Source organism: Pelagicoccus sp. SDUM812005 (genome assembly GCF_031127875.1).
Lineage (GTDB): Bacteria > Verrucomicrobiota > Verrucomicrobiia > Opitutales > Opitutaceae > Pelagicoccus.
Map to the genome: position 1 here is coordinate 178,306 of NZ_JARXIA010000008.1, position 25,450 is coordinate 203,755.

The window sequence follows — 25,450 nt, forward strand, 5'->3', positions numbered from 1 at the left end:
TTGAGCATTGCGTTTCAGCTTCTATCTGCTGAATCCTACAGGCAAACCTCCGGCAAACCACTAGCATGTTTCAGGTAACTTTCAGCGATCAGGCTCTCAAGGAGTTGGAAAAGCTTCCAACCATGAAGCAACTCGCCGTGATCGATCCGCTCAGCAACTTGACCGAGTACCAGCTCAACCATCCGGAAGAGCCGCTCGGTTCCTTCAAGCGCCAAGGCAAGACCACCTACCGGCTGCGCTCGGGCGAGCACCGCATCTACTTCCAGCGGGAGGGCGGCTCCTTGAAGACCATCTGTATCCTGCACAAAAATACGCTTACCGACTTCATCTACCGGACCAAGCTTCCCATTTCCGAGGAGCAGCTCGCCGAACAGCACTCCTCCTTCTGGAAATACCTCGATACCCTTAAACACTAATCCCAGCACCTTTTGGACGAAGAGCCTGAACTCGAACCCAAGGAAATCGTCAAACTAGACGCCTCCCAAGCCTCCAAGATCTACCTGCTCCCCAACCTTTTCACCGCGGGTAATCTATTCTTCGGCTTCCTTGCCATCAAAAATTGTATCCAAGCCCGCTACGGCATGATGGCCGGCGACGATACCGGCAACCCCGACGCCCTCTTCCGCCAAGCCGTGCTCTTCATCCTCGGCGGCATGCTTTGCGATTCGCTGGACGGACGCGTGGCCCGGCTGGGCGGACGCGAGTCGCTCTTCGGCAAGGAGTTCGATTCCATCGCCGACATCGTGACCTTCGGCATGGCACCCGCCCTCATGGTGCTCTTCCTCATCCTCAATCCCGAGCAAAACGAGGAGTTCTTCACCAAGGCCGGCTTCTTCCTGGCCTTTATCTACCTGCTCTGCGCCGGAGTGCGCCTGGCCCGCTTCAACGTCATCACCCACCCTGCGGTCAAGTCCCGCAAGCTCGAGGAAGCCGAGGGCGACTTCCTAGGCCTGCCCGTTCCGGCGGCCGCCGGCATGATCGCCACCATCGTCCTGGTCATGACCAAGCACGACGCCCTGCGCGACTACGCCCTAGGCCTCCCGGTGCTCATGCTGCTCATCTCGGTGCTGATGATCAGCAACGTGCGCTACCCCTCCTTCAAGAAGATCGACTGGAACACCCAGATCAAGTTCACCTCCTTCGTGGCGGTTCTAGTGGTCATCGGCCTCATCTACTTCTCCCGCGAATACGCCCTGGTGGTCATCTTCTTCAGCTACCTCTTCTACGGGATCGGGCGCCATGTTTTGCGCTTGAGACGGGCGGCTGGACGCAAATCCAAGGCCGCCAAACGGGTGTAAATCCTTTGCTAACAACTTGGGCAAAACCGACCAATAAGCTGGAGATATTCGTTTTTTTTTAACATGTCCTTTTCTGGAAACAATCTATCCCAGTAGGCTTGAACATTTTCGAACAGCCCTTACTCCTTAGTTTCCAAGCGTTTAAGTGTCTTATGGCCGATATTCACAGCCTATAAGAATACTAATGATTTATTTAATTAATTAACTAACTATCCATTGGAATTGTCAGAAACTCCAAAAACTAGCTAACTCCTCCCCAATGAAGTTCAAAATCCACCGTGACCATTTCAGCAACGGCCTCCAGCAAGTCCTCAACGTCGTTGGATCCAAGGCAACCATGCCCATCCTGAGCAACGTGCTCATCGAAGCTGAAGGCGACACGATTTCCCTCACCACCACCAACCTCGACCTCGGCATCTGCGCTCGCATCAAGGCAACCGTCGAGGAGGAAGGTGCGGTAACCCTCCCCGTCAAGCGCCTCGCCACCATCGTTAAGGAGTTGCCTAACAGCGACGTAAGCGTGAAGGCCTCCCCCAACAATCAGGTCAAAATTGCCTCTGGCGGATCGAACTTCAAGATCATGGGCATCAGCCGCGACGAATTCCCAGCCCTGCCGGAATTCAGCGACGACCGTTCCTTCACCATCGAGCAGAGCACCTTGGCCGGCATGATCAAGAGCGTGTCCTACGCTCAGTCCAGCGACGAAACCCGCTACATGCTCAACGGTGTATTCTTCAATTTCCTCGAGCCGGAAGAAGGCGCCTCCGGTCGCCTCAGCCTGGTTGCCACCGATGGCCGTCGCCTCGCCAAGACCGACCACGAGATGGAAGTCGGCGAAGGCATGTCCGGCAGCCTCATCCTGCCCGCCAAGACGGTATCCGAGCTCGTCCGCCTCCTCGACAAGGGCGAGAACCTCAAGATCGCTTTCAACGACCGCCGCGTCGCTTTCCAGATCCACACCAAGGACGACTCCAACGGATTCGTGGGCGACATCCACCTCGTCTCCAAGGTGGTGGAAGGCAACTACCCGAACTATCAACAGGTTATTCCCAAGGAGACCCACCAGCGCATCAAGGTCGAGCGCGAGCTTTTCCTCCAGTCCATCCACCGCGCCGCTCTCGTCACCACCGACAAGTCCAACCAGGTCAAGATCCAGATCTCCAACAACCTCATGGAGCTCTCCGCCTCCAGCCCGGACTTCGGCGAGTCTCACGAGTCCCTGGCCATCGACTACAGCGGCCCCGACCTGCAAGTCGCCTTCAACCCGCAGTTCCTCATGGATCCGCTGAAGGCCTTGACCAAGGACGAGCTCTTCTTCGAGCTGAAGGACGAGGTCAGCCCTGGCGTCTTCAAGACCCTGGAAAGCTTCCTCTGCGTGATCATGCCGGTCCGCTTGACCTAAGAGGAAACGACACGAATTTAGCGAAAAGGCTCATCCCCAGCGGGTGGGCCTTTTTTTGTTTGTGCCCATAGGCATCCCGCTTCTACTACGTGCCCCAACTCGTTCGTAACCATGCCGGAACACAGCTTATCCCCTCTTGCCGAGATCTTCGTCTACACCTGCGTAGGGCTTTCTATTTTGCTCGGCCTGCTGAATACGCGAGTGAACTCCCTCAAGGTTTCGGTGCTCAACCGCTGGGCTCGCTGGTTCGGCGTTTCCTTCGGAGCGGCCTTTCTGGTGTTCGATGCCGGTTGGCTCAACCGGCCCTTTTGGGTGATTGGCGCCATCTTCTTCCTTGGCTGGCTACTGGTCGAAACCGTCTATACCTGGCTGGCCATCAGCGCCCTGAGCAAGAGCACCATCTCGCTCTTCCCACGCTTTTCGGAGAACACCACCGGCGAAGAATGGCCGGCCCAGAAGAAGCTCATCGAGATCAAGGACTGGCTGAAAAGCAAAGGCTTCGTTCGCTCCAAGGCCCTGCTGGCGGACGTCGGCCACGGCATCAATATCCGCTCCACCGTTTTCCAGAGCGAAGACAACAAGACCCGTTTCCAGATCCTCTTCGTTCCCCAGCACAACGGAGACATTGGCTTCTGCTTTTCCTTCGCTTCCGAAACGAAGGCCGGCGAGCGCTTCGTCACCGACAACCTCTACATGCCCTATGGCGGGTTCTATCCGGACAAGTGGCAGATCGTGCGCAAGCCTTGGACCCGAGACGCGGCCAAGCTCTACAAGCTGCACCAGAAGCGCATTTCCAAGGCGGAGCTCGCCGAGTACGAAATCGACCCTATCGACGACCTGAACCAGCAGCAACGCGAGCTCGAGCAGATCAATCTCAAGCAGGGCTTCCTTTTCGAGCCGCAGTACCAAGAGGAGCACGGCCGCATCACATGGGAAGGACGCTACCGGGTTTGGAAAGAGGTCTGGCTGCTCAACTACTTCGGCATCTCCATGGTCTAAGCCCCGCGGCGCGGATTCCGCGCTAGCGCTTCAACCGCCGATATAGGACATCTCGACCTTCTTGTCGCTCTTGAGGGGACGCCCTTTGCTGCGGTCTTCTGAATACTGGTCGTCGCGTCCGATCCAAAGTTTGGATACGATACGGGTGAATTCTTCTTGGCTTACTCCGGCTCGAATGTGCTGCTTCAAGTCCGTGCCAGCGCTGGCGAAAAGGCACGTGTAGAGCTTGCCCTCGGCGGAGAGGCGAGCTCGGTTGCAGTCTCCACAGAATGGATTTGTAATGGAAGTGATGATACCGAACTCGCTGCCGGTGTCCTTGAAACGGTAACGCGACGCAACTTCCCCGCGGTAGCTCGGGTCGACCGCTTCAAACTCGTAGCGTTGAGCGATCGTTTCCAATATTTGCTTGGCCGAAACGACTTGGTCCATCTTCCAAGCATTGGTCTCCCCAACGTCCATAAACTCAATAAAGCGCAGCGTAATGCGACGCTCGCGAAAGTAGGAAACCATGGGAAGGATATCGATGTCGTTCACCCCTAGCTTCGCCACCATGTTTACTTTGGTGGGCAAGCCCGCATTCTCTGCGGCGTCGATTCCGCGAAGCACGGCTTCGGGCGAAGAACGCCCGCCGCTCATGATGGAGAACCGTTCTGTATCCAAACTGTCGAGACTGATGTTGATTCGCTTGAGGCCGGCATCCTTTAGCTTTTGGGCATAGCGAGGCAAGAGGGAAGCATTGGTGGTAAGCGAAATGTCTTCGATGCCCGTACTCGATTTCAGATCGGAAATGAGGGCGGTGAGATCGGGGCGCAGCAGAGGTTCGCCTCCCGTTAGCCGGATCTTTTGCACGCCCAGCTGAGCGAAGCTCTTGGCGGCGAACACGATTTCCTCGTTGCTGAGCACCGCATGCTTGGGGAGAAATGCGTAGTCGGGGCCGAAGATTTCCTTGGGCATGCAGTAGGAACAACGAAAATTGCACTGATCCGTGACCGAGATCCTCAGGTCTCGCAAAGGGCGATTTAGTTTGTCCGCTACGCTTTTCATCCTTCAGGCAAGTAAGGAGTAAGGCTTTGAATAGGTAAATATGAAAAGAACCTACCCTATTTCATTAGCTCTCGGCGGAGTATGTCCATGGCTGCGTTGAAGGCGCGTCGCTTTTGGGCGACGCGTGGACCGCGAAAGCTAAACCGCTGGGCGTAGGCTCCGACTGGGGAATGCAGACCGATGTAGACTGTACCGACCGGATCCTTCTCCGTTCCGCCGCCCGGTCCGATATATCCGGTAACGCTAATCGCGTAATCGGACTCGAGCCGTTCCGCGACTCCGGTAGCCATGGCGATCGCTACTTCCTCGCTCACGGCTGTATGCTGTTGTATCAGTTCTACGGGGACGCTAATCAGATCTTCCTTCGCACCCGAGCTGTAGGTCGCCAAGCCACCTACGAAATACTCCGAGGATCCGGGGATGTTTGTGATTTCGTTGGAAATGAATCCGCCCGTGCAGCTTTCCACGATCGCGAGTCTAAGCTTCTTGCGTCGTAGAATCTTGGATACGATATCGACAAGCGTGTCGTTTCCGATAGTGAGGAAGTTCTCGCCCAACAGTTCTTTGCATTCCTCCGCCAGTTCGGCGAGCCGGTCGTAGGGGTTGACCTGGTTGGGAAAGCTCATGCGAAAGTCTACCATGCCGGGGTGGGCGCAGTACGCGAGCTCCAGGCCATCCTCGCGCTGGGCGATTGGTTGCAGCAAGGTTTCCAGATTCGATTCCCCGATTCCTGTAGTGCGAATTTGGATATAGTTTTCGCTATCTTGAACGAGGCCTTTTTCTTGCAGGCGTGGAAGGACCTGATCCTTGAACATAGGCTGCAGTTCATGCGGCGGACCGGGAAGCATGACGAGTAGCTTGCCGTTTTTCTCTAGCCAGAGACCAGGCGCTGTACCGTTGGGATTGTGGAGGACCTCCGCATTCTCGAAGTGGAAGGCTTGCTTGCGGTTGTTCTCGTTCAAGGGGAGGCCGAGCGCCTTGAATCGATCCTCGATGGCTTGCATCACAGTGGGGTCGTAGACGAGCTTCTCGCCCAAGCATTCACCGATCACTTCCTTGGTGCGGTCGTCAACGGTCGGCCCCAGCCCTCCGGTGGTGATAAGAACATCCGCCTTCGTCCAGTAGTCCACGAAGTAGCTTTCGATGTCCTCTGGTGCGTCTGAGATAGTCACGTTCGCGTGCAAGGGAGTGCCCACTTGCCTGAGTTGGTCGCCAATGTAGGTGAGGTGCCCGTTGGGAGTGAGCCCGAGGAGGAGCTCTTCGCCTAGGGTGAGGAGGATGATCTTTGGTTTGCTTGGCATCTGTGCTTCAACGTTTGAATGGCGCATCGGATTGGCGTCCGGTGCGAAAGTCTTGCGACTTCGGCTACTTTTATGACTGTAGCGAAACTCGCGCGAGTTTCCCTTGGATCAAACAAAAATGCCCGACCCGAATTCCAGTGACTTAAAAGAGAAGGTCCGTCGCCTGCCGGATAAACCAGGAGTCTACCTGATGAAAGACCGTTTGGGCTCGGTCATCTACGTGGGCAAAGCGAAGAACTTGAAGAAGCGGGTGTCCTCCTACTTCCAGGCTTCCAAGAAGTTTACCCACCAGCCTAAGATCCGGGCTCTGGTGCAGATGATTCGCGATTTTGAGTACATCGAGGTGAAGTCGGAACCAGAGGCGCTGCTTTTGGAAGGAAAGCTCATCAAGAAGTGGAAGCCGAAGTACAACACTGACTTCGTCGACGACAAGCGCTTCCTGCTGGTTCGGGTCGACGTGACTCGGGAATTGCCGCGCTTCGCCCTCGCCCGTTTCAAGAAAGAAGACGGGGCCCGTTACTTCGGACCTTTCGTGCACGCGAACCACATTCGCAAGACCCTTACGGAAATGAGGCGTCGTTTCGGAATCCTGCTAGGCGACGCCGCTCCGAAGCGCCAGGACGACGGGAGCTTTCGCTTGTACGACGATGTTCGTTCGGAGATCTACGGTCATGAAAATCTGGTCACAGTGGAAGAGTACCAGGAGCGTGTAGAGGAGGCCTGCGAGTTTCTCCAAGGCAAATCGCGCGAATGGCTCGACGAGCTGAAAATCGAGATGGCTAAGGAAGCCGCGGAGCGAAACTACGAGAAGGCGGCTGCTTTGCGCGACATCGTATTCGCTCTGGAAGCGTCCCTTAAGAAAACGCGCAAGTTCGAACGGGATCTACCGGCAAGGGAAACGGAAACCGAAACCTTGTCCTTGCTGCAAAAGGAACTTTCGATGACGAAGCCGCCGCAGACGATCGAGTGTTTCGATATCTCCCACATTTCCGGAACCTTTGTAGTTGCTTCCATGGTACAGTTTGTCGGTGGGAAGCCGAACAAGGCTGGCTACCGTCGCTTCAAGATAAAGAGCTTCGAAGGGAACGATGACTTTCGCTCGATGGAGGAAGTTGTTGGTCGACGCTATCGTCGTTTGCATAAGGAGGGTAAGCCGTTTCCCGACCTGGTCGTGATAGACGGGGGCATGGGGCAAGTCGGGGCAGCCATCAAGTCGTTCTTATTGCAGGATCTGGAACCGCCGGAAGTAATCGGATTGGCGAAGAAGCACGAGACGATTATCTTCCCCGACGAACGCCCTCCCCTGCGTTTGCCCTTGAAGCATGCGGGCTTACAGTTGTTGCAACGGTGCCGCGACGAGGCTCACCGCTTCGCTAATACCTTCAATGCGGACTTAAGGAGCAAACGTATCCGAGAAAGCATACTGGACGACTTCAGCGGTTTGGGTCCTAAAAAGAAGAATGCCTTGCTCGACGAATTTGGGAGCATCGATCGCCTGAAGTCGGCCTCCTTAACCGAGTTGCGTTCAGTGGATGGAATCGGCTTGGAAACGGCGACTCGCCTGAAAGCCTTCCTCGACGAACATTACAAGAAGTAAAAAAGCCTCTCCTTTGAGGGAGAGGCTTTGTGTTTAATTATTGAATACTGGCTTGGTTGAGCGTAGGTATCGAGAGCTCTTCGAGCTTCAGAACGTTCTTGGGCGTATCTGGAGTGGAGGGCTTGGGGACCACCTTCCAGAATTTGCTGATGGTTTTCTGCCAATCGTCCAGGAGAGTCTTGGCGTGCGGGCTTTGCGTGTTTTCGAGGTGAGCTTCTACGACTTTCTTGAGGGCATCGATTTCACCGCTGTCGCCGAGGCGCTCGATGTCTATCATGGCCGGATTGTAGTAGTTTTTGAAGGTGTTGTCCGCGTCGTAGACGAAGGCTAGTCCACCGCTCATACCCGCTCCGAAGTTTGTACCCGTTTTTCCAAGACAGACCACAAGGCCGCCGGTCATGTACTCGCAAGCATGGTCCCCGACCCCTTCGACGACCGCAATGGCGCCGGAGTTTCTTACTCCGAAACGCTCTCCAGCCAAGCCGGCCGCGAACAGGTTTCCGCCGGTGGCGCCGTAGAGGCAGGTGTTTCCGAGCAAGGTGTTTTGGGTCCAGTCGTAGGTTTGTTCTTCGCCAGGCCGGATAATGATCTCGCCGCCGCTCATCACTTTGCCGACGTAGTCGTTGGCCTCGCCGAGAAGCGTGACCTTGATGCCATGGGTGAGCAAGGTGCAGAAGCTTTGGCCAGCGGTTCCCTTGAAGACGAGATCGATGGAGCCGGGCGGCAGGTGGTTGCTGCCGCGGACGTAGGCCACTTCTCCGGATAGTTTGGTGCCTAAGCAACGGTCGGTGTTTCCGACTCGATACTTGCCGCTAAAGGAGGCTGCTCGTCCGACTACGACGTCGTGGGATTCCTGGATAATGGTGTTGTCCAAGCTGCCGTCGAAGCCAAGGCGTTCGTTGCGTGGACGCGTGTGGATGCGTGGCGCTTCGCCGCTGGGGTCTGGATCGTGCAGGAGCCCGCTGAGGTTTACGGTCGCGGTCTTGGGATTCTCCGGATCGTCGATCTGTTCGAGGAACTCGGTACGCCCTACGAGGTGGTCGAGCTTGCGTACGCCGAGCTTGGCCAAGTAGTAGCGCACGTCTTCGGCCACCGCGTTGAAGAAGTTGATCACGTTTTCGGCGGTGCCCTTGTATTTCGCTCGCAGGTCGTCGCGTTGAGTGGCGACGCCAACTGGACATGTATTCAAATGGCAAACACGGAACATGGCGCAGCTGGCGGCGATCATGGCGGAGGTTCCGAAGTTGAACTCTTCCGCTCCTAGGATGGCAGCGATGATGATGTCGCGGCCGGTTTTCATGCCTCCGTCCGTGCGGAGCGTGACGCGGTTGCGCAGTCCGTTCATCATCAGGACTTGATGGGTTTCGGCGATGCCGATTTCCCAGGAGGATCCTGCGTGCTTAACGGAGGAAAGCGGCGATGCTGCGGTACCGCCGTCGTGTCCGGAAACGAGGATGACGTCGGCGTAGGCTTTGGCCACGCCTGCGGCTACGGTTCCGACTCCGGAGCTGGAAACCAGCTTTACGCAGACCTTGGCTCTCGGGTTTACTTCCTTGAGGTCGAAGATGAGCTGAGCCAAATCCTCGATGGAGTAGATATCGTGGTGCGGCGGAGGAGAGATGAGCGTGACTCCGGGAACGCTGAAGCGAAGCTTGGCGATGAGGGGCGAAACCTTGTGACCGGGAAGCTGGCCGCCCTCGCCCGGCTTGGCGCCCTGGGCAATCTTGATTTCGATTTCCTTGGCGGAAGCGAGGTATTCGGCGGTGACCCCGAAACGGCCCGAGGCAACTTGCTTGATGGCGGAGGATGCGTTGTCGCCGTTTTCGAGCAGCGAGTAGCGCCGCGGCTCTTCGCCGCCCTCCCCTGAATTGGACTTGCCGCCGATACGGTTCATGGCGATGGCAAGAGTTTCGTGGCACTCGGGCGAAAGCGCGCCGAGCGACATGCCAGCGGTGCAGAAGCGTCGACGGATATCCTCAACTTCTTCTACTTGGCTGATATCGACTCCAGAATCTGGATACTTGATCCGGAGTAGATCTTTGATGGCGTAAGGTTGGTGCTCGTCCGATTGCTGGCGATAGTTGTCGTAGTCTTCCTTCTTACGCGTCTTGAGGAAGCGATGCATGCCTCCGACCACCTTAGGATTCCAACCGTGAAATTCGCCGCCGTTGCGGATGACTTTGTAGTAGCCGGCGCTTTCCAGTTCGGCGGTGAGCTCTGGATCATAGGCGCGTTTGTGTCGGTCGTGGGCTTCTTGAGCGATGAGCTCGTAGCCGATACCGCCAATGGGACTGGGCGTCCCGACAAAGCAGTCGTCAATGACTTCCTGCGAGATGCCGATCGCCTCGAACATCTGGGCGCGGCAATAGGAGAAGAGCGTGCTGATGCCCATCTTGCCCATGATCTTGAGCAAGCCTTTGTCGATGGCGGTGCGATAGTTGTTGGCTGCGGTCTTTGCGTCGACTCCCTCGATTTCGCCGCGTTCGGCGAAGTTCGTCATGATCGCGAGGGCGATGTAGGGGTTGACTGCGTTGGCTCCGAAACCGAGCAAGCAGGCGATTTGGTGCACGTCGCGCGCTTCGCCGGTCTCGGCAACGAGATCGCATTTCATCCGGTATCCGGTTTTTACCAGATGCTGGTGGACGGCTCCGATTGCTAGGAGCATCGGGATGGCGATCCGGTTTTTGGATACGTTTCTATCCGATAGGATTATGAGTTTGGCGGCGTTGCTTTCGACGGCATCCTGGGCCCGCGAGATGAGATCCTTAATGGCCGTTTCGAGTCCTGCGGTGCCAAGGGAAACGTTGTAGGTCGCGTCGAGGCGAACGACTCGGTCCTTGAGGAACTTGACGTCGAAGAGCGCGTTGAGCTCGTTGTTGAAGAGAACGGGGCTGTTGGTCTTAACGAAACCGGCGGATTGCGGGAGATCTTCGAACAAGCCAAGTCGGCCGCCGAGGAACATGTTGAGCGACATGACGGATCGCTCGCGAATGGAGTCGATGGGCGGATTGGTAACCTGAGCGAAGAGCTGGCGGAAGTAGGTGTAGAGCAGACGTGGCTTGCGCGATAGGAATGCGAGCGGAGTGTCGTCGCCCATGGATCCGATCGCTTCCATGGCGGATTCGGCCATTGGCTTGAAGATGATATCGTATTCATCTTTCTCATACCCGAATGCCAGTTGGCGGTGGATATCCTCGTCTTCGGATTTCGAGATGCTACCCTGCGAGTCGGCGGAGTGATCCTGAATGTCGACGAGGTGTTCGCCGCACCACTTGTGGAAACGTTCGTCGCTGCCGATCTGAGCTTTGATTTCATCGTCGTCGAGGAAGCGATGTTCCAGCATGTCGATGGCGAGCATCTTGCCGGGGCCGAGTCGTCCGGTGCGGACCGTTTTCATATCGGTCTCGTCGATGAGTCCGAGTTCGGAAGCGAGCATGAAGGTGCCGTCTTCGTAGATCTTGTAGCGGGCGGGACGCAGTCCGTTGCGATCTAGGGAGGCGGCGACGTAGCGACCGTCGGTGAAGGCGATGGCGGCGGGCCCGTCCCAAGGCTCGAGCATGCAGGCGTGGTATTCGTGGAATCCGCGCAGGGTGTCGTCGAGCAGGGCATTGTTTTCCCAGGCGGGCGGCATCATCATGGTGACGGCTTCGAGAGCGGAGCGTCCACCGAGGGTGAGAAGCTCGAGGGTGTTGTCGAAACTGGCCGAGTCGGACATGTCCGGCTGGAGCATGGGCCGCAGGTCGGAGAAGCGTTCGCCCCAGATGCCGTGCACGTTCGAGTTCTCGCGGGCCCGCATGAGGTTGCGGTTGCCGCGGATGGTATTGATCTCGCCGTTGTGCGCCATCATGCGGAACGGTTGGGCGAGGTGCCACTGGGGGAAGGTGTTGGTGGAGTAACGCTGGTGGAAGATGACGAAGTTCGTCGTGTAGCTGGGATCGCGCAGGTCGGGGAAGTATTTGCGGACCTGCGGAGAATTGAGCATGCCCTTGTATATAATAGTGCGGCACGAGAAGCTGCAGATGTAGAAGTCTTGCAGCTGGGCCTTCTCTGCTTCGCGCTCTGCGGTCTTGCGAGCGAGGAAGAGCTTGCGCTCGTACTCTTCGACGCTCAGTTCGCCGGTCTTGGCAATGAGGGCCTGCACCATGTGGGGTTGGGTGCGGTCGGCCTTGCGTCCGAGGCTATTGGGATCGACTGGGATGTAGCGCCAAGCCAACAGGCTGAGGCCTTCCGCTTCGACGGCGGTCTCAATGATCTTGCGCCCGTGGGCTTGGGCGTAGTCGTCGTTGCGGGGGAGGAAGATGACGCCGACGCCGAGGTCTTCGTCGTTGAAGAGCTTTTTCCCTTGGTCTTCGAGGAAGTCGCGAAAGAGCTGGTGGGGAATCTGGGTGAGGATGCCGGCCCCGTCGCCGGTGATGGCATCGGCGTCGACGGCGCCGCGGTGGGCCAGGTTCTTGAGGGCTTGCAGCGACTTTTGCAGCAGCTCGTGGGAGCGTTCGCCATTGATGTTGGCGAGGAGGCCGACGCCGCAAGCGTCATGTTCATAGTCCTTTTTGTAAAGAAGCGGAGAAGCTTGAATCTGGTCCATGGTGAAAAAATGTGGGGGCTCGTTGAGTGGAATCTATGAGGCAAAAAAAGGCCGGAAGTTTAGTCTCCGGCCCTTGGTTCGTTCGTAGCGCGCGCTCGCTGGCGAGCTTAGAAGAAACGGATGGGCTTGGAGGCGGAGCGCATCTTTTCGTGCTCCTCGTCCGTGCAGCCTCGATCCGTCGGGGCTGCTGCCTCCGCGTCGGTTGCCTTTACGAGATTGTTGGCGAGCATGTACTGCTCCACTTCCTCGCCGGAGACGTCGGCGAGCATGACTCCGTCGATTTCGACGCAGGGAGAAAGCGGCTGACCGGACTTCGCGACCATTTCGGCGTAGTTGTCGGGGTTGTTGATGATGTCGATGTCTTCGTACTCGAGCTGGTGCTTTTCCATGATGGCGCGTACGCCCATGCTCCAGCCGCAAGTTGGTTTCAGGTAAGCTTTGATCTTCATGACGTCAGTTTGGTGTAGGTTGTTCTGCAATATTCGCGCCGTGCACTGCGAATGTATGCGACGAAGCTGCACTTTCAAGCGGGCTCCCGTTTTTCTGCAAGAACAATTCAAATCTCACAAGTGCGTCGGCCGGCGCCGCAGGTTTGTGAAATTTAACGCTTTTCCTAGGGGTAGGACAGGGAATGTCTTAGCGCAGCCGTTATTATAGGCGGCAGATTATCACTCGAATCTTGCCAGCCTAGTGGGGCGAAAGCAGATTTGGCTCAAACACAACGTAAACCCTAACACTTTTGGAAAAAACACATGGCTAAAGGCAAAACCAACCCCCTCCCTTCTTCTGACGATCGCGAAAAGAACGTCGAACTCGCTATCTCGGCGATCACCAAGCAGTTCGGCGAGGGATCGATCATGCGACTGGGCAGCGGCTCGAAGCTGGACGTGGACGTGATCTCCACGGGTTCCATCTCGATCGACTTGGCCCTTGGGGTCGGCGGTTTGCCGCGCGGCCGCATTTGCGAAATCTACGGTCCGGAATCTTCGGGTAAGACGACCATGTGTTTGAGCCTGATCGCGGAAGCCCAGCGCAAGGGCGGCTTGGCGGCCTTCATCGACGTGGAACATGCCCTCGACCCGAAGTACGCTCGCAAGCTCGGCGTCAAGGTGGACGACCTTTTGGTTTCGCAGCCGGACTCCGGCGAAGACGCTCTCAACATCACCGAGACCTTGATCCGTTCCAACGCGATCGACGTGATCGTGATCGACTCGGTGGCAGCTCTCGTTTCCAAGAACGAGCTCGATGGCCAGATGGGAGACGCGACGGTGGGCTCGCAAGCTCGCTTGATGAGCCAGGCGATGCGTCGCTTGACCGGTATAGTAAGCAAGACCAAGTGCATCTGCCTGTTTACCAACCAGATCCGTGAAAAGATCGGTGTCATGTTCGGCAGCCCCGAGACGACTCCTGGCGGTCGCGCCCTCAAGTTCTTCGCTTCCGTTCGCATGGACATTCGCCGAATCGGGCAAATCAAGGACAACTCTGGCGTGGTGACGGGAAACCGGACACGCATCAAGTTCGTGAAGAACAAGGTTGCGGCCCCGTTCACCGAAGCGGAGTTCGACATCATGTACAACGAAGGCATCTCCCGCACCGGATCGATCGTGGACTTAGGCATCGAGCACAAGGTGCTGGAAAAGAAGGGAGCTTGGATCTCCTACAACGGCGATCTCATCGGCCAAGGCCGCGAAGCTGCCAAGACTTTCCTTTCCGAAAACCCGGAGGTGTTCGAGGAGATCTCGGTGAAGATTCTCGAGACGGTAAATCCAGACCTGCTGGAGAAGAAGCAACTCGAGGAATCGGCAAGCAAGTAGGCTTGCCTCCCGCGAGGACGTCGTTCTTTTCTTTCTCAAAGGCCGCTTGTCAAAGCGGCCTTTTTGTTGGATGGGTAACGGGATCAATCGAAGGGGTAGCCCTCTCGCTGGCGCCTCGGAACGGGACTTAAGAAGTTAGTGTATGGAAAATACGGATACAATAACAGCTCTAGCTACGCCTAGCGGCGAATCGGCAATTGCGTTGATACGCGTGACGGGGCCTTTGTGCGAAACGATTGCGAGGGAAGCTTTTTCCCTCGCGAAGTCCCCTGCCCCGCGCCGGGCCTGCCATGGCGGCTTTCGCGACGTCGCGGGAGAGCTTTTGGACGACGTGGTCTATATCCTCTTTCGCGGTCCCAAGTCGTACACTGGCGAAGACGTGTTGGAAATCAGCTGTCACGGCAATCCCCTGATCGCGACCCGCTTGCTGGAGGATTTGCTGGCCCGGGGCTGTCGCCAGTCGGAACCCGGCGAATTCACGCGTCGCGCTTTCCTCAATGGCCGCATGGACCTGACCCAGGCCGAAGCGGTTATGGAACTGATCCAAGCACGCAGCGACCGAGCTATCCGTGTGGCTAACAATCAGTTACGTGGAAATTTCGGCCGCCAGCTCGATCAGCTGAAAATGCGTCTGCTCGCAACGGTTGCGACGATCGAAGCTTATATAGACTTTCCCGACGAAGACCTTCCACCCGAGCAGAAAAAGGCGGAGATCGAGGCCATCCGCTCGGTGCTGGGCTTTTGCAGCCGCATCATCGACAGCGGAAAGTACGCGGCCTTTTTGCGTGACGGGGTCAAGACCCTGATCCTCGGCGAGCCGAACGCGGGCAAGAGCTCCCTGCTCAATTGCTTGCTCGGCTTCGAGCGGGCGATCGTGAGCGACGAGCCGGGCACTACGCGGGACTTCATACGGGAGCGCGTGATGCTTGATGGGCACTGTCTCCAATTAATGGATACAGCAGGACTGCGTGAAGCGACCAGCGGAATCGAGCGCGAAGGAATCCGCAAGACAGTGGAGCTGACCGAGGAAGCCGACCTTTTCTTGCTGGTGATCGACGGTACCCTCCCCTGCCCTGAGCTTCCCGAGGAAGTTTCGAAGCATATCAACGCACAGAACTGCATCGTGGTGCAAAACAAGTCGGATTTGGGAGAAATGCGTCCCCTACCCGCTCCCTTGTCGGACTTAACTCAGGTTTCGCTGTCAGCTCTGTCGGGCACCGGCTTGGAGGACTTGAAGGCGGCTGCGGTTGCCATGATCGATGCCCACCTTGCTCAAGATCAGGACGATTTGATTTTGGTGAATGCTCGACACAGCACGGCCCTCAAGGAATTGGCCGACTGTCTGGAGTCCGCTATTCGGAACTTCGAGGCCGGAGAGCCGGCGGAGTTCGTAGCCAGCGAGCTTCGCGGCGCGGTGGAGGCGATTGGACGCGTTTTGGGCAGGATCGATACCGAAGACATGCTGGACGTGTTGTTTTCCAGCTTCTGCATCGGCAAATAGAGCCGATTCTGGGGCGTACGAAGCTGCTTGAGCTTGTAGCCCCCTCTCCTATCGTCCCCGTCCATGAGCGGAATGCTGGATGAGTACGATGTGATAGTTTGTGGGGCGGGACACGCTGGATGCGAGGCCGCTTTGGCTGCTGCCCGCATGGGGGCCCGGACCTTGGTTTTGAGCGGCAATATCGACACGATCGCTGCGATGAGCTGCAACCCCGCGATCGGCGGCGTGGCCAAAGGGCAAATTGTGCGGGAAATTGACGCTCTCGGCGGCGAGATGGCGGTGAACGCCGACGTTTCGGGGATCCAGTTTCGTTTGCTGAACGCTTCCAAGGGCCCAGCCGTGCAGTCTCCCCGGGCTCAGTGCGACAAGAAAGTATACGCTCTGCGTATGAAACACGTGCTGGAACTGCAGGAAAACCTTTCCATCTTCCAGGCTACGGTTACGGGACTGATCTTCAAAAACGGCAAGGTGGTAGGATGCAAGACCAACTTGGACGTGGATTTCTACGGAAAGACCTTGGTGGTCACTACCGGAACCTTCCTGCGAGGCTTGATGCACGTGGGAAAGAACAAGACCGAAGGCGGACGGATGGGCGATTATTCCGCCAAGACGCTTTCCGGAAGCTTTCTGGAGGCCGGCATCGAGCTCGAGCGCCTGAAAACCGGTACGCCGCCGCGGCTGCTCGGACGTACTATCGACTTTTCGGGACTTGAGGAACAAAAGGGCGACGAAACGCCAGCCTTGTTCGGTTTCTACGACACGCGGGGAGAAAAGGATCTGTTCCACGTGGAACAACGCGGAGAACAATTCGCGGGCTGGAAGCCGGGAACGGACCAAGTCTCCTGTTGGATCACTTACACGTCGAAGGAAACCCAGCAGATCGTGAACGACAACCTGCACCTGTCGGCTATGTACGGAGGCGAAATCGAAGGTACGGGCCCGCGGTATTGTCCCAGCATCGAGGACAAGTTCGTTCGTTTCGCGGAAAAGACGCGTCATATGCTGTTTTTGGAGCCGGAAGGGCGGAACACCAACGAGTATTACGTGAACGGCCTGTCCACCAGCCTGCCGTTCGGAACGCAGCTGGAGATGCTGCGTTCGATCGATGGGCTGCAAAACGTGCATCTTTTGCGTCCCGCCTACGCGGTGGAGTACGATTTCGCTCCTCCGACCCAGCTTTATCCTCACCTCGAATCCAAGAAGGTTGAGAATCTCTTTTTTGCGGGCCAAATAAACGGAACTTCCGGCTACGAGGAAGCGGCGTGCCAGGGGCTTGTTGCCGGGGTCAATGCGGTGCTGAAGGCGAGGGGAGAGGAGCCGATGGTGCTGAAGCGTCACGACGGCTACATTGGAGTCTTGATCGACGACCTGGTGACGAAGGGAACCAAGGAGCCCTACCGCATGTTCACGAGCCGAGCGGAGTATCGCTTGCTGTTCAACCACGGCAGCGCGGAGTTGCGAATGCTGGAGCATGCGGCGGCTCACGGATTGGTCTCGGACGAGCGTCTGCAGCGAATGAAAGCCAAGAAGGCTAACGTCGAAAAGTGGGTCGAGTGGTTGGAGAAGAACCGTCGCGATACGGCCACTTGGGCGACTCATATTCGCCGTGGGCTAGGGGAGGGCGAGCTGCCTCCTGAGTTAGCGACCTTGGAGAAAAGTACGCTCGAACAGGTATTGTATCGGGCCAAGTACGCGGGCTATCTCGAGCGCGAAACCAGGCAAATCGCGAAGCTCAAGGACGTTGAAAAGATCAAGATTCCGGCCGATTTCGACTATTCGAAGCTCAATGGACTGCGTTTGGAGTCGATCGCGAAGTTGAGCGAGACCCGACCTGCAACTTTGGCCCAAGCGGGCCGAATTAGTGGTGTGAACCCGTCTGACATCAGTATTTTGATGATTGCATTAAGGTCCTAACTTGTTGAATATAAATAAAATAAGTAAAGTTTTTACAATTGAGATTGGCGTAGAAAGTTCGTTTGCGGGGCACGGTTCGCTACGTCACTGAATTGTAACGCAGCTGCGGTTGCGCTCCGACTTTGTCTCGTAACAATCGGGTTCTTATTTATTACGCTTATGGTAGCTATGGATGACTCAAAGAGAATTTTGGTGGTAGACGACGAAGTCGATGTGACTGAGTTGTTGAGCTACCATCTACGGCAACGCGGCTATGAAGTCCGGACTTTGAACGATTCCCGTTTGGCTCTCGAGACCGCTCGGCAGTTCAGGCCCGAGCTCGTCGTGCTCGATATCATGATGCCGGATTTCAGCGGTTTGCAGGTTTGTCGCTTGATGCGGGCCGACTCGTCCTTGAAGGAGATACCTATCATCTTCTTGAGCGCGAAGACGGAGGAGGGCGATCGGATCGATGGCTTCGAAAGCGGCGCTGACGATTATGTCTGCAAGCCTTTCAGTCCAAAGGAGCTGATGCTGCGCGTGTCGGCGATCCTGAAGCGTAGGGGAGAGACCGAGGAAGCGAAAATTCTCGAGGTGAACGGAATCCGCATGGACGTGGAACATCATCGCGTCGAAGTGGAATCCGAGGGTGTCGACTTGACGGCTACGGAGTTTCGCTTGCTGAAGCTGCTTCTCGAGGAAAGGGGCAAGGTCCAGACCCGTGAAACGCTTCTCCAGAAAGTGTGGAACTACGAGAACGACATCGAGACGCGCACGGTGGACACTCACATGCGTCGCTTGCGTGAAAAGCTCGGCAATGAGGCCTCTTGGCTTGAGACCGTTCGTGGGGTGGGCTACCGCTTAGTTGAAAGCCGGTAGTACCTTCTTATGACCATTATTTTTGCCTGCGTCGCTTTAGGCTTCGCTGTCTTCTTCGCGAACAAATACTTCCGACAGAAGGTAGCGATCCGGTTGCTTGCCGAGTCCCTCACGAGCCGCACTTCGATCCTTACGCACTCTTCCGAATTCCGGGAGGTGAACGAAAATTGGGGGCTGCTGCTGGAGGAATTGAATCGGCTGATCGAGGACAACAATAGCCTGAGCCGCAAGAGCAGCGGGCAGCTTAACCAGATCGAAACGACCTTGGGAAGTCTGCAGGAAGGGGTGATGATTATCGATCGGGATAATTACATCCTGTTGGTAAACAACGCCTTGAAGAAGATTTTCCCTTCGATGTCCAACAGCGTGGGCCAGCGCATCGAGAGTGGCATGGGAAACTCCGACTTTCTCGATTTCGTTTGGGACGTGAAAAAGGGCAGGGGGCCTGCCAAGCGAGAAATCGCGTTTCGGAGCGGGCAATCCGAAGTTTGGCTCGATGTAACGGCGGCCCGTTTGTCGGAGGCCTTGGAAGGAAATGCCCCTTGGTTTCTCTTCGTGCTGCACGATACCACCCGCCAAAAGCTGTTGGCCCAAGCCCGCAAGAATTTCGTCGCCAACGCGTCGCACGAGTTGAAGACGCCGGTGGCCGTGATCAAGGGCTATTCCGAGACCTTGGTGTCGGACCATGAAACGATGCCCCTAGCGGATCGGGCTCAGTTCATTTCCACGATTTACCGCCACTCCGAACGTTTGGCTTTGCTTATCAACGACTTGCTTAGCCTTTCCCGTTTGGAAAGCGATTCTCCCAGTTTCGATTGGTCGGAGTCGGACGTGCTGTCTTGGATCCGCGAGATAGCGGTGGACTATGGTTCGAATCCAAGGAAGTCCGGCCTGAAGGTCGAAACGGCTTTTCCTGCGGAGATGTGGGCGAAGGTTCGGTACGACGTGCTCAAGCTTCGCCAAGTTTTCGACAACCTGGTCGAAAACGCCTGCAAGTATTCGCCGGAAGGTGGGAGCGTGCGAATCGGAGCTCGGGTTCGCGGCGCGGAATTGCTTCTGTGGGTGGAGGACGAAGGGGCAGGGGTGCCGAAGGAAGACCTGAACAAGATCTTCGAGCGTTTCTATCGAGTCGACAAGGGGCGTTCCCGAGAGACGGGCGGAACCGGGCTGGGCTTGAGCATCGTGAAGCACATCATCGAATGGCATGACGGCCAGGTCTGGGCGGAAATCGCGGAGAAGGGCGGCTTGCGCGTCGTCTTCAGCTTGCCGCTGCTTGCGAGCTCCGAAGGTGCGGCCTCGCCCCGCCAGTTCCACGTGGAAACTGAAGGCAGCTGAGAAATACGGGTTGAAAGCTGGGGACATTCGGCGCTTAAAACCCGCTGCCATGAATCCCGGTTACGAACAGCATCTCGAATGGGTTAAAAAGCGTCGCAGCGAGCTTGAGAAGAATCTTGCCGCGATGTTTCCAGAACCGGCGGAATTGAGCCTCGAAATCGGTTGCGGCCACGGGCATTGGTTGGCCGACTTTGCGGTCGCGTTCCCCGAGAAGCAGTGTCTCGGAGTCGATATTATCGGCGATCGCATCGAGCGGGCGGAGAAGAAGGTTCGTCGAGCAGGGGCGAGCAATGCGCGCTTCGTGCGCGGCGAGGCTTTTGAAGTGCTCGACCTCATGCCTCGCCATGTCCGTTTGAACGAGGTTTTCATCCTTTTTCCCGATCCATGGCCTAAGAAGCGGCACTGGAAAAATCGCCTTTTCAGCGTGAAATTCCTCGAAGAGCTCGCCAGCCGTTGCGAGGCGGGCGTGCGTTGCCACTTCAGGACCGACCACGACCCTTATTTCGAATGGGCTGAGGAAGTGATTGCTGAACAAGACCTTTGGAAGAGAGACAGGGAAGCTCCATGGCCGTTCGAGCGAGAAACCGTCTTCCAAAACCGCGCGGACAGCTACCAGTCGCTCATTATTGTTAAGCAGTAGTTCGTTAGCCTTTACGAGCTGTTAGCAGCCAAGCTGCGCAACACTATTATATAGTCTTTCGATTCCCGCCGTCCCTAGCTGTAGACTGCGATGGCGACCAGTTGGAGACCGATGGCCAATATCGCGAGGATGGTACAGAACAGGTAGAAAGGATCGAAGGCCTTGGGGCGGCCGCGCTTGGCTGGGCGCTTTTTCGCGGCCTTGTGGGGAGATCGTTTTTTTTCGATTTCCTTCAAGCCGCTCAGAGCGTTGGTGAGATTATCCTTAGCCATGGGCTTTTTACTTTCAGATTGGTGGGGCTGAGCCAAGAACTTACGTTCAGTATTAGAATCCGTACTAGGTATGAAATGAATTACTTACAATCGACTCTAATAGGCGTAAAAAGTCTTTCCAGAGTTGACGGTTCCTCGAGGGTGGTACAACAAGTCCTCCTTCTTTCACCTATGGCGGGCAAAAAGACATTTCTTCTCTCATCACTAGCGCTACTGCTTCCAGTAGCCGATGCATCTGCTGCGGTTAGCCCTGCGGCGAATGAACTTTTTAACGTGTTCGGGCTACCAGTCACCAACTCTATGGTGACGAGTTGGGTGATTTCGATCCTGCTCATTCTTGGGATCCGCGCCATGGTTGGCCGTCCCAAGATGGTTCCTTCCAAGGGACAAGCTCTGGTGGAATCCTTGCTTTGCTTCGTGCGCGACACCACGTCGCCGATCGTGGGCAACAAGGCTTTCAGAATGACTTTGCCCGTTATCTTGGGGCTCTTCTTCTACATCCTGATCCAAAACTGGAGCGGTCTGCTCCCGGGCGTGGGCAGTGTCGGTATGGGCTATACTGGCGAGGATGGTCATTTCCATGTTACTGAACCTTGGATACGTCCTGCTAACGCAGACTGGAACGGAACGATTGCGCTGGCCGGTGTTACCATGATCGCTTGGCTCTTCATCGTGCTCAAGTCCGACGGTCCTGCCGTCCTGATCAAGGATCTCTTTGGCAACAAGGCGGACAAGCGGGAAGTCGGCAAGTTCATGTGGATGGCGCTGTGGCCAATCTTCCTCATCGTCGGCGTTATCGAAGTGGTTTCCATCTTGATTCGTCCGCTCACTCTTTCGGTCCGACTCTTCGGCAACATCTACGGCGGCGAGAGCCTGCTGCACCAGACCGGCTTCATTTTCCCTTTCTACTTTCTCGAGCTCATTGTCGGCTTTGTCCAACCGCTGGTATTCATCCTACTGTTCAGCGTGTACGTGGGACTCATCTGCAACCATGGTGACGGAGAAGAGCACCACTAGAGTAAACAATCTGTTGTCGGGACCATGTGCATAAAATGTGGGCGGCAATATAATAGCTAACAAAATAAAAAACGTATAATGAACATCCTCGCGGAAATCACAGGTAACATTGGTGCAGGTATCGGTGCTCTCGGAGCAGCGGTTGGAGTAGGCCTCATCGGTCTCAAGGCTGCGGAAGCAGTCGGTCGTAACCCCGGAGCTTCCGGTAAGATCCTCGTTCAGGCGATCCTCGGTATGGCTCTCGCAGAAGGTCTCGGCATTCTCGCCATCTTCTTCATCAAGTAAGCTCGCTTGATATTTTTGGCACCATCCGCGTTCGCGCTGGTGGTGCCTTAGCCATTTTTCTCAACTACTCTCGTATCTCTCTACGAACATGATTGACCTCATCCAAGTCCTCGCGGCGGCAGATCCTCAAGCAGCTGACTCAGCGAACCTCGTCGAAACGTTTGGTATCCATGGGAGCCACATCATCATGCAGGCGATCAGCTTCACGATCCTTGCGGTCGTGCTCTGGAAGTTCGCTTTCAAGCCAGTGATGGCTACGATGGAAGAGCGCGAAGCCAAAATCGATTCCGGACTCAAGTATGCGGAAGAGATGAAGGTCAAACTTGCTGAAGCCGAAGCGGAAAAGAAGCGTATCCTTCAGGAAGCGTCCGTCGAGGCGAAGACCATCGTTACGGAGGCGCGTCAGACCGCTGAAGCCCGTATCGAGAAGTCTGCTCAAGAAGCGATCAAGGCTGCGGAAGACATCACCAAGAAGGCAGAGCGCCAGATCGAAAACGATCGCAAGCAGATGCTCGCCGAAGCTCGCAGCGAAATCTCCCGTCTCGTTGTCGCCACTGCTGGCAAGGTTCTCTCCAAGGAACTTTCCGCTGAAGAAAAGGCCCGCTATTCCGAGAGCGCGTCCTCAACACTCGTTTAAGCCACGAGCTGTACCTGAATTTCAATGACACGCGACAAGCAAATCATCAACTACGCGAAGGGGCTTCTCAAGATCTCTCTCGAGGACGGCCAGTTCTCCGAAGAGCGTGCTGCTGCGGTTTTGCAGTCCTTGGAAAAGAATCCACCGCGTAACTACGCTTCGGTCCTCAAGGAGTACCTGAAGCTCGTTCAGCGCGAAGTCGCGAACAGCACTGCCGCTGTGGAACACGCTGGCGAAATTGGCGACTCCGCTCTCGAAGCGATCCGTTCCAAGTTCTCCGCCCACTACGGTCGCAACATTTCCGTCACCACTAGCCAAAACGACTCACTCATCGCGGGCATCCGCGTGCGGGTCGGCTGCGACGTTTACGACTCCTCGGTTGCCGGAGCTCTCAAAGAGCTAGAGGCGACGCTCTCTTAAATCACCCTCCTTTCAGAAAACGCATACTTTCAAAACGCTAGAACACTATGAGTTCCGTCATCGAGCAAATCGAACAACAGATCGCTAATCTCCAGGCCAAGACGGTCCAGAGCAACACAGGCAAGATCGTCACCATCGCGGACGGCGTTGCCAAGATCGACGGCCTTTCCCAGGCCATGTACAACGAAATGATCGAGTTCCCTGGCGGAACGATCGGCATCGCCCTCAACCTTGAAGAAGATTTCGTGGGTGTTGTTATCCTCGGCGAGTCGACTCACCTCAAGGCTGGCGACGAAGCGAAGTGCACTGGCCAGCTGCTTTCCGTTCCTGTTGGCAAGGGCTTGCTCGGCCGCGTTGTCGACGCTCTCGGCAAGCCGGTTGACGGCAAGGGCCCGATCGAAAGCACCGAGACGAACCCAGTTGAAAAGATCGCTCCTGGCATCATCGAGCGTAAGTCCGTCGACCAGCCGCTCGCTACCGGCATCATGGCGATCGACTCCATGATCCCGATCGGTCGCGGCCAGCGTGAACTCATCATCGGCGACCGCGGTACCGGCAAGACTACGATCGCGATCGACACCATCATCAACCAGGCGAAGATCAACGACGTTGGCCTGGCTTCCGGCGATCCCGATTTCCGTCCCGTTTACTCCGTTTACGTAGCGGTCGGTCAAAAGAACTCCAACATCGCTCGTACGCTCGGCGTTCTCGAAGCGGCTGACGCGCTCAAGTACACCATCCTCGTCGTCGCTGGTGCGGCGGACGCAGCGGCCGACCAGTACCTCGCTCCTTACTCGGGCGTGGCGATGGCCGAGTGGTTCATGTCCAACGGTATGGACGCCCTCATCGTTTACGATGACCTTTCCAAGCACGCAGCGGCTTACCGCCAGATGTCCCTCGTACTCAAGCGTCCATCCGGCCGCGAAGCGTACCCAGGTGACGTATTCTACCTGCACTCCCGCTTGCTCGAGCGTTCCGCCCGCGTAAACGAAGACAACGGAAACGGATCCATCACGGCGCTTCCTATCATCGAGACCCTCGCTGGCGACCTTTCGGCTTACATCCCAACCAACGTGATCTCGATCACCGACGGACAGATCTTCCTCGAAACGGACCTCTTCAACCAAGGTATCCGCCCTGCGGTATCGGTGGGTCTTTCCGTTTCTCGCGTGGGATCCGCGGCGCAGATCAAGGCCACCAAGCAGGTTGCCGGTAAGATCAAGCTGGAGCTCGCCCAGTTCCGCGAACTCGCGGCCTTCGCCCAGTTCGGTTCCGACCTCGATGCCAAGACCAAGGCCCAGCTCGACCGCGGCGCCCGTATCGTGGAGCTCTTCAAGCAGCCTGCGTTCAACCCGCTCCCCATCGAGGAGCAGGTGGCCGTACTCTGGGGTATCCAGAACAACTACTACGACGATATCGACGTTTCCAAGATCGTGGCCGCCGCTGGTTCGATCCGCGAATTCTTCACCACTCGCAAGGAGTTTCTCCTCGTGAGCATCCGTGAGAAGGCGAAGATCGACGACGAGTTGCAAGCCGAGCTCAAGAAGGCTTACGACGAGTGGAAGCCAAGCTTCGCTTAATCCTGACTCGTCTAGAATCCTCGCGAACCTCTTCCATAGATGCCTAGCACTAAAGAAATCCGAGGCCGAATAAAGTCGGTCAAGAACACTCGCCAGATCACCAAGGCGATGGAGCTTGTCGCGGCTTCGAAGATGAAGAAGGCGCAGCAAAACGCGTCTTCTGGTCAGGCCTATGCGGCGCTGCTCGCCGAAGTTTTGGCAAACGTCTCCGGACGTATTGACGAAATCGAGCATCCCTTTTTCGAGGAACGCGAAGTAAAGAAGCGCGGCATCCTCGTTGTATCCACAGACCGAGGACTTTGCGGACCTCTCAACAGCAACGTTTTCCGCGAAGTGCTGAAGGTGAAGAGCGACGCAAAGTTCGTCACCATCGGTCGCAAGGCAGTACAGTTCGTCAGCCGTAACAAGCTGGACCTGCTCGCCGAGTTCTCCGTACCCGATGAAGTGCCTTACCTGCAGGTAAAGCAGATCGTCGAGTTCATGATCGAAAAGTACGAAGCGGGCGAGATCGACACGGTCGAGATCCTCTATCCCCGTTTCGTGAATACGTTGGTCCAGGAAGCTTCCTTCGGAAAGCTCCTCCCGATCAGCAACCTCGACGACATGATCAACGGACTTCGCGGGAAGGACGCCGAGCCGTATCAAGAAAGCTTGGACGAACGTCGGTTCAAGTTCGAGCCCAACCCTGAAGCGATTCTCTCCTCCTTGCTTCCGCTTTTCGTCAACCGCGAGGCGCATCAAGCCATTCTTTCGGCCCGCGCATCCGAGCACAGCGCTCGAATGGTTGCGATGAAGACAGCGAAGGACAACGCATCGACCCTTCTCGATTCCCTCACGCTTCAGTTCAACAAGGCCCGTCAGGCGGCCATCACTCAAGAAATTCTCGAAATTGCCGCGGCTACATCGTCCAACGGCTAAAAACCTCCTTTTAAAACAAAACTTCCATCACCG

The 25,450-nt window shown here is 56.4% G+C and carries 22 protein-coding genes; 17 read left to right on the plus strand and 5 right to left on the minus strand.

The genetic code is table 11. The features are described 5' to 3' along the window. Nucleotides 1-65: 65 nt before the first annotated feature. The 4 genes from QEH57_RS11525 to QEH57_RS11540 all read left to right on the plus strand — a co-directional run bounded on the left by QEH57_RS11525 (nt 66) and on the right by QEH57_RS11540 (nt 3,699). Nucleotides 66-416, plus strand: a complete 351-nt coding sequence (locus tag QEH57_RS11525) for a cytotoxic translational repressor of toxin-antitoxin stability system (RefSeq protein ID WP_309006883.1) — start codon at nt 66-68, stop codon at nt 414-416. 12 nt (nt 417-428) lie between these two features. Further along, entirely contained in the window at nt 429-1,298 is an 870-nt protein-coding gene (gene pssA, locus QEH57_RS11530) for a CDP-diacylglycerol--serine O-phosphatidyltransferase (protein WP_309006884.1), read from the plus strand. A gap of 259 nt (nt 1,299-1,557) precedes the next feature. Next, on the plus strand, nt 1,558-2,700 hold the full coding sequence (gene dnaN / locus QEH57_RS11535) for a DNA polymerase III subunit beta (protein ID WP_309006885.1): 1,143 nt from the start codon (nt 1,558-1,560) through the stop codon (nt 2,698-2,700). A 111-nt stretch (nt 2,701-2,811) separates the two neighbouring features. Continuing rightward, nucleotides 2,812-3,699 (plus strand): hypothetical protein, encoded by an 888-nt coding sequence (locus QEH57_RS11540; RefSeq protein ID WP_309006886.1) that lies wholly within the window; start codon nt 2,812-2,814, stop codon nt 3,697-3,699. Between the two features lie 30 nt (nt 3,700-3,729). Here QEH57_RS11540 and moaA read toward each other — a convergent pair whose 3' ends face one another. After that, nucleotides 3,730-4,743, minus strand: a complete 1,014-nt coding sequence (gene moaA / locus QEH57_RS11545; RefSeq protein ID WP_309006887.1) for a GTP 3',8-cyclase MoaA — start codon at nt 4,741-4,743, stop codon at nt 3,730-3,732. 56 nt (nt 4,744-4,799) lie between these two features. Beyond that, on the minus strand, nt 4,800-6,044 hold the full coding sequence (locus QEH57_RS11550) for a competence/damage-inducible protein A (RefSeq protein WP_309006888.1): 1,245 nt from the start codon (nt 6,042-6,044) through the stop codon (nt 4,800-4,802). 118 nt (nt 6,045-6,162) lie between these two features. Between QEH57_RS11550 and QEH57_RS11555 the strand changes: the two genes are divergently transcribed. Then, on the plus strand, nt 6,163-7,641 hold the full coding sequence (locus QEH57_RS11555) for an excinuclease ABC subunit UvrC (RefSeq protein WP_309006889.1): 1,479 nt from the start codon (nt 6,163-6,165) through the stop codon (nt 7,639-7,641). Nucleotides 7,642-7,678: 37 nt separating this feature from the next. Here the strand turns inward: QEH57_RS11555 and gltB are convergent, their stop codons facing one another. Both gltB and QEH57_RS11565 read right to left on the minus strand, forming a co-directional pair. Beyond that, a complete protein-coding gene (gene gltB / locus QEH57_RS11560) occupies nt 7,679-12,226 on the minus strand; it encodes a glutamate synthase large subunit (RefSeq protein WP_309006890.1) in 4,548 nt (1,515 codons plus the stop codon). A gap of 107 nt (nt 12,227-12,333) precedes the next feature. After that, entirely contained in the window at nt 12,334-12,675 is a 342-nt protein-coding gene (locus QEH57_RS11565) for a glutaredoxin (RefSeq protein ID WP_309006891.1), read from the minus strand. A gap of 303 nt (nt 12,676-12,978) precedes the next feature. Here QEH57_RS11565 and recA point away from each other — a divergent pair, with 303 nt between their 5' ends. From recA to trmB, 6 genes are all read left to right on the plus strand, one after another. Next, a complete protein-coding gene (recA, locus tag QEH57_RS11570) occupies nt 12,979-14,040 on the plus strand; it encodes a recombinase RecA (RefSeq protein ID WP_309006892.1) in 1,062 nt (353 codons plus the stop codon). Nucleotides 14,041-14,182: 142 nt separating this feature from the next. Beyond that, on the plus strand, nt 14,183-15,541 hold the full coding sequence (mnmE, locus tag QEH57_RS11575; RefSeq protein WP_309006893.1) for a tRNA uridine-5-carboxymethylaminomethyl(34) synthesis GTPase MnmE: 1,359 nt from the start codon (nt 14,183-14,185) through the stop codon (nt 15,539-15,541). 72 nt (nt 15,542-15,613) lie between these two features. Next, nucleotides 15,614-17,455, plus strand: coding sequence for a tRNA uridine-5-carboxymethylaminomethyl(34) synthesis enzyme MnmG (gene mnmG, locus QEH57_RS11580; RefSeq protein WP_343224771.1), 1,842 nt, complete (start codon nt 15,614-15,616; stop codon nt 17,453-17,455). 168 nt (nt 17,456-17,623) lie between these two features. Beyond that, a complete protein-coding gene (locus QEH57_RS11585; protein WP_309006895.1) occupies nt 17,624-18,313 on the plus strand; it encodes a response regulator transcription factor in 690 nt (229 codons plus the stop codon). A gap of 9 nt (nt 18,314-18,322) precedes the next feature. Next, nucleotides 18,323-19,648 carry an ATP-binding protein gene (locus QEH57_RS11590; protein WP_309006896.1) on the plus strand — a complete coding sequence of 442 codons (1,326 nt, stop codon included), beginning with the start codon at nt 18,323-18,325 and terminating at the stop codon, nt 19,646-19,648. Nucleotides 19,649-19,697: 49 nt separating this feature from the next. After that, nucleotides 19,698-20,288, plus strand: coding sequence for a tRNA (guanosine(46)-N7)-methyltransferase TrmB (gene trmB / locus QEH57_RS11595; RefSeq protein WP_309006897.1), 591 nt, complete (start codon nt 19,698-19,700; stop codon nt 20,286-20,288). 74 nt (nt 20,289-20,362) lie between these two features. Here trmB and QEH57_RS11600 read toward each other — a convergent pair whose 3' ends face one another. Further along, on the minus strand, nt 20,363-20,560 hold the full coding sequence (locus tag QEH57_RS11600) for a hypothetical protein (protein WP_309006898.1): 198 nt from the start codon (nt 20,558-20,560) through the stop codon (nt 20,363-20,365). A 300-nt stretch (nt 20,561-20,860) separates the two neighbouring features. Here QEH57_RS11600 and QEH57_RS11605 point away from each other — a divergent pair, with 300 nt between their 5' ends. The 6 genes from QEH57_RS11605 (at nt 20,861) to atpG (ending at nt 25,417) form a co-directional block, all read left to right on the plus strand. Beyond that, nucleotides 20,861-21,577, plus strand: a complete 717-nt coding sequence (locus QEH57_RS11605; RefSeq protein ID WP_309006899.1) for a F0F1 ATP synthase subunit A — start codon at nt 20,861-20,863, stop codon at nt 21,575-21,577. Nucleotides 21,578-21,655: 78 nt separating this feature from the next. After that, nucleotides 21,656-21,862, plus strand: coding sequence for an ATP synthase F0 subunit C (locus QEH57_RS11610; RefSeq protein ID WP_309006900.1), 207 nt, complete (start codon nt 21,656-21,658; stop codon nt 21,860-21,862). Nucleotides 21,863-21,950: 88 nt separating this feature from the next. Then, nucleotides 21,951-22,499 carry a F0F1 ATP synthase subunit B gene (atpF, locus tag QEH57_RS11615; RefSeq protein WP_309006901.1) on the plus strand — a complete coding sequence of 183 codons (549 nt, stop codon included), beginning with the start codon at nt 21,951-21,953 and terminating at the stop codon, nt 22,497-22,499. A 24-nt stretch (nt 22,500-22,523) separates the two neighbouring features. Further along, nucleotides 22,524-22,919: a F0F1 ATP synthase subunit delta gene (locus QEH57_RS11620; RefSeq protein ID WP_309006902.1), complete on the plus strand. Its 396-nt coding sequence runs from the start codon at nt 22,524-22,526 to the stop codon at nt 22,917-22,919. A 47-nt stretch (nt 22,920-22,966) separates the two neighbouring features. Then, entirely contained in the window at nt 22,967-24,499 is a 1,533-nt protein-coding gene (gene atpA, locus QEH57_RS11625; protein WP_309006903.1) for a F0F1 ATP synthase subunit alpha, read from the plus strand. Between the two features lie 39 nt (nt 24,500-24,538). Further along, entirely contained in the window at nt 24,539-25,417 is an 879-nt protein-coding gene (atpG, locus tag QEH57_RS11630) for an ATP synthase F1 subunit gamma (RefSeq protein WP_309006904.1), read from the plus strand. Nucleotides 25,418-25,450 lie beyond the last annotated feature (33 nt).

Bases quoted from the DNA above. Each gene is read 5' to 3' on its own strand.
- QEH57_RS11525 (WP_309006883.1), top strand. From the start codon at position 66: ATGTTTCAGGTAACTTTCAGCGATCAGGCTCTCAAGGAGTTGGAAAAG.
- dnaN (WP_309006885.1), top strand. From the start codon at position 1,558: ATGAAGTTCAAAATCCACCGTGACCATTTCAGCAACGGCCTCCAGCAA.
- QEH57_RS11540 (WP_309006886.1), top strand. From the start codon at position 2,812: ATGCCGGAACACAGCTTATCCCCTCTTGCCGAGATCTTCGTCTACACC.
- moaA (WP_309006887.1), bottom strand. From the start codon at position 4,743: ATGAAAAGCGTAGCGGACAAACTAAATCGCCCTTTGCGAGACCTGAGG.
- QEH57_RS11550 (WP_309006888.1), bottom strand. From the start codon at position 6,044: ATGCCAAGCAAACCAAAGATCATCCTCCTCACCCTAGGCGAAGAGCTC.
- QEH57_RS11555 (WP_309006889.1), top strand. From the start codon at position 6,163: ATGCCCGACCCGAATTCCAGTGACTTAAAAGAGAAGGTCCGTCGCCTG.
- gltB (WP_309006890.1), bottom strand. From the start codon at position 12,226: ATGGACCAGATTCAAGCTTCTCCGCTTCTTTACAAAAAGGACTATGAA.
- QEH57_RS11565 (WP_309006891.1), bottom strand. From the start codon at position 12,675: ATGAAGATCAAAGCTTACCTGAAACCAACTTGCGGCTGGAGCATGGGC.
- recA (WP_309006892.1), top strand. From the start codon at position 12,979: ATGGCTAAAGGCAAAACCAACCCCCTCCCTTCTTCTGACGATCGCGAA.
- mnmE (WP_309006893.1), top strand. From the start codon at position 14,183: ATGGAAAATACGGATACAATAACAGCTCTAGCTACGCCTAGCGGCGAA.
- mnmG (WP_343224771.1), top strand. From the start codon at position 15,614: ATGCTGGATGAGTACGATGTGATAGTTTGTGGGGCGGGACACGCTGGA.
- QEH57_RS11585 (WP_309006895.1), top strand. From the start codon at position 17,624: ATGGATGACTCAAAGAGAATTTTGGTGGTAGACGACGAAGTCGATGTG.
- QEH57_RS11590 (WP_309006896.1), top strand. From the start codon at position 18,323: ATGACCATTATTTTTGCCTGCGTCGCTTTAGGCTTCGCTGTCTTCTTC.
- trmB (WP_309006897.1), top strand. From the start codon at position 19,698: ATGAATCCCGGTTACGAACAGCATCTCGAATGGGTTAAAAAGCGTCGC.
- QEH57_RS11600 (WP_309006898.1), bottom strand. From the start codon at position 20,560: ATGGCTAAGGATAATCTCACCAACGCTCTGAGCGGCTTGAAGGAAATC.
- QEH57_RS11605 (WP_309006899.1), top strand. From the start codon at position 20,861: ATGGTGACGAGTTGGGTGATTTCGATCCTGCTCATTCTTGGGATCCGC.
- QEH57_RS11610 (WP_309006900.1), top strand. From the start codon at position 21,656: ATGAACATCCTCGCGGAAATCACAGGTAACATTGGTGCAGGTATCGGT.
- atpF (WP_309006901.1), top strand. From the start codon at position 21,951: ATGATTGACCTCATCCAAGTCCTCGCGGCGGCAGATCCTCAAGCAGCT.
- QEH57_RS11620 (WP_309006902.1), top strand. From the start codon at position 22,524: ATGACACGCGACAAGCAAATCATCAACTACGCGAAGGGGCTTCTCAAG.
- atpA (WP_309006903.1), top strand. From the start codon at position 22,967: ATGAGTTCCGTCATCGAGCAAATCGAACAACAGATCGCTAATCTCCAG.
- atpG (WP_309006904.1), top strand. From the start codon at position 24,539: ATGCCTAGCACTAAAGAAATCCGAGGCCGAATAAAGTCGGTCAAGAAC.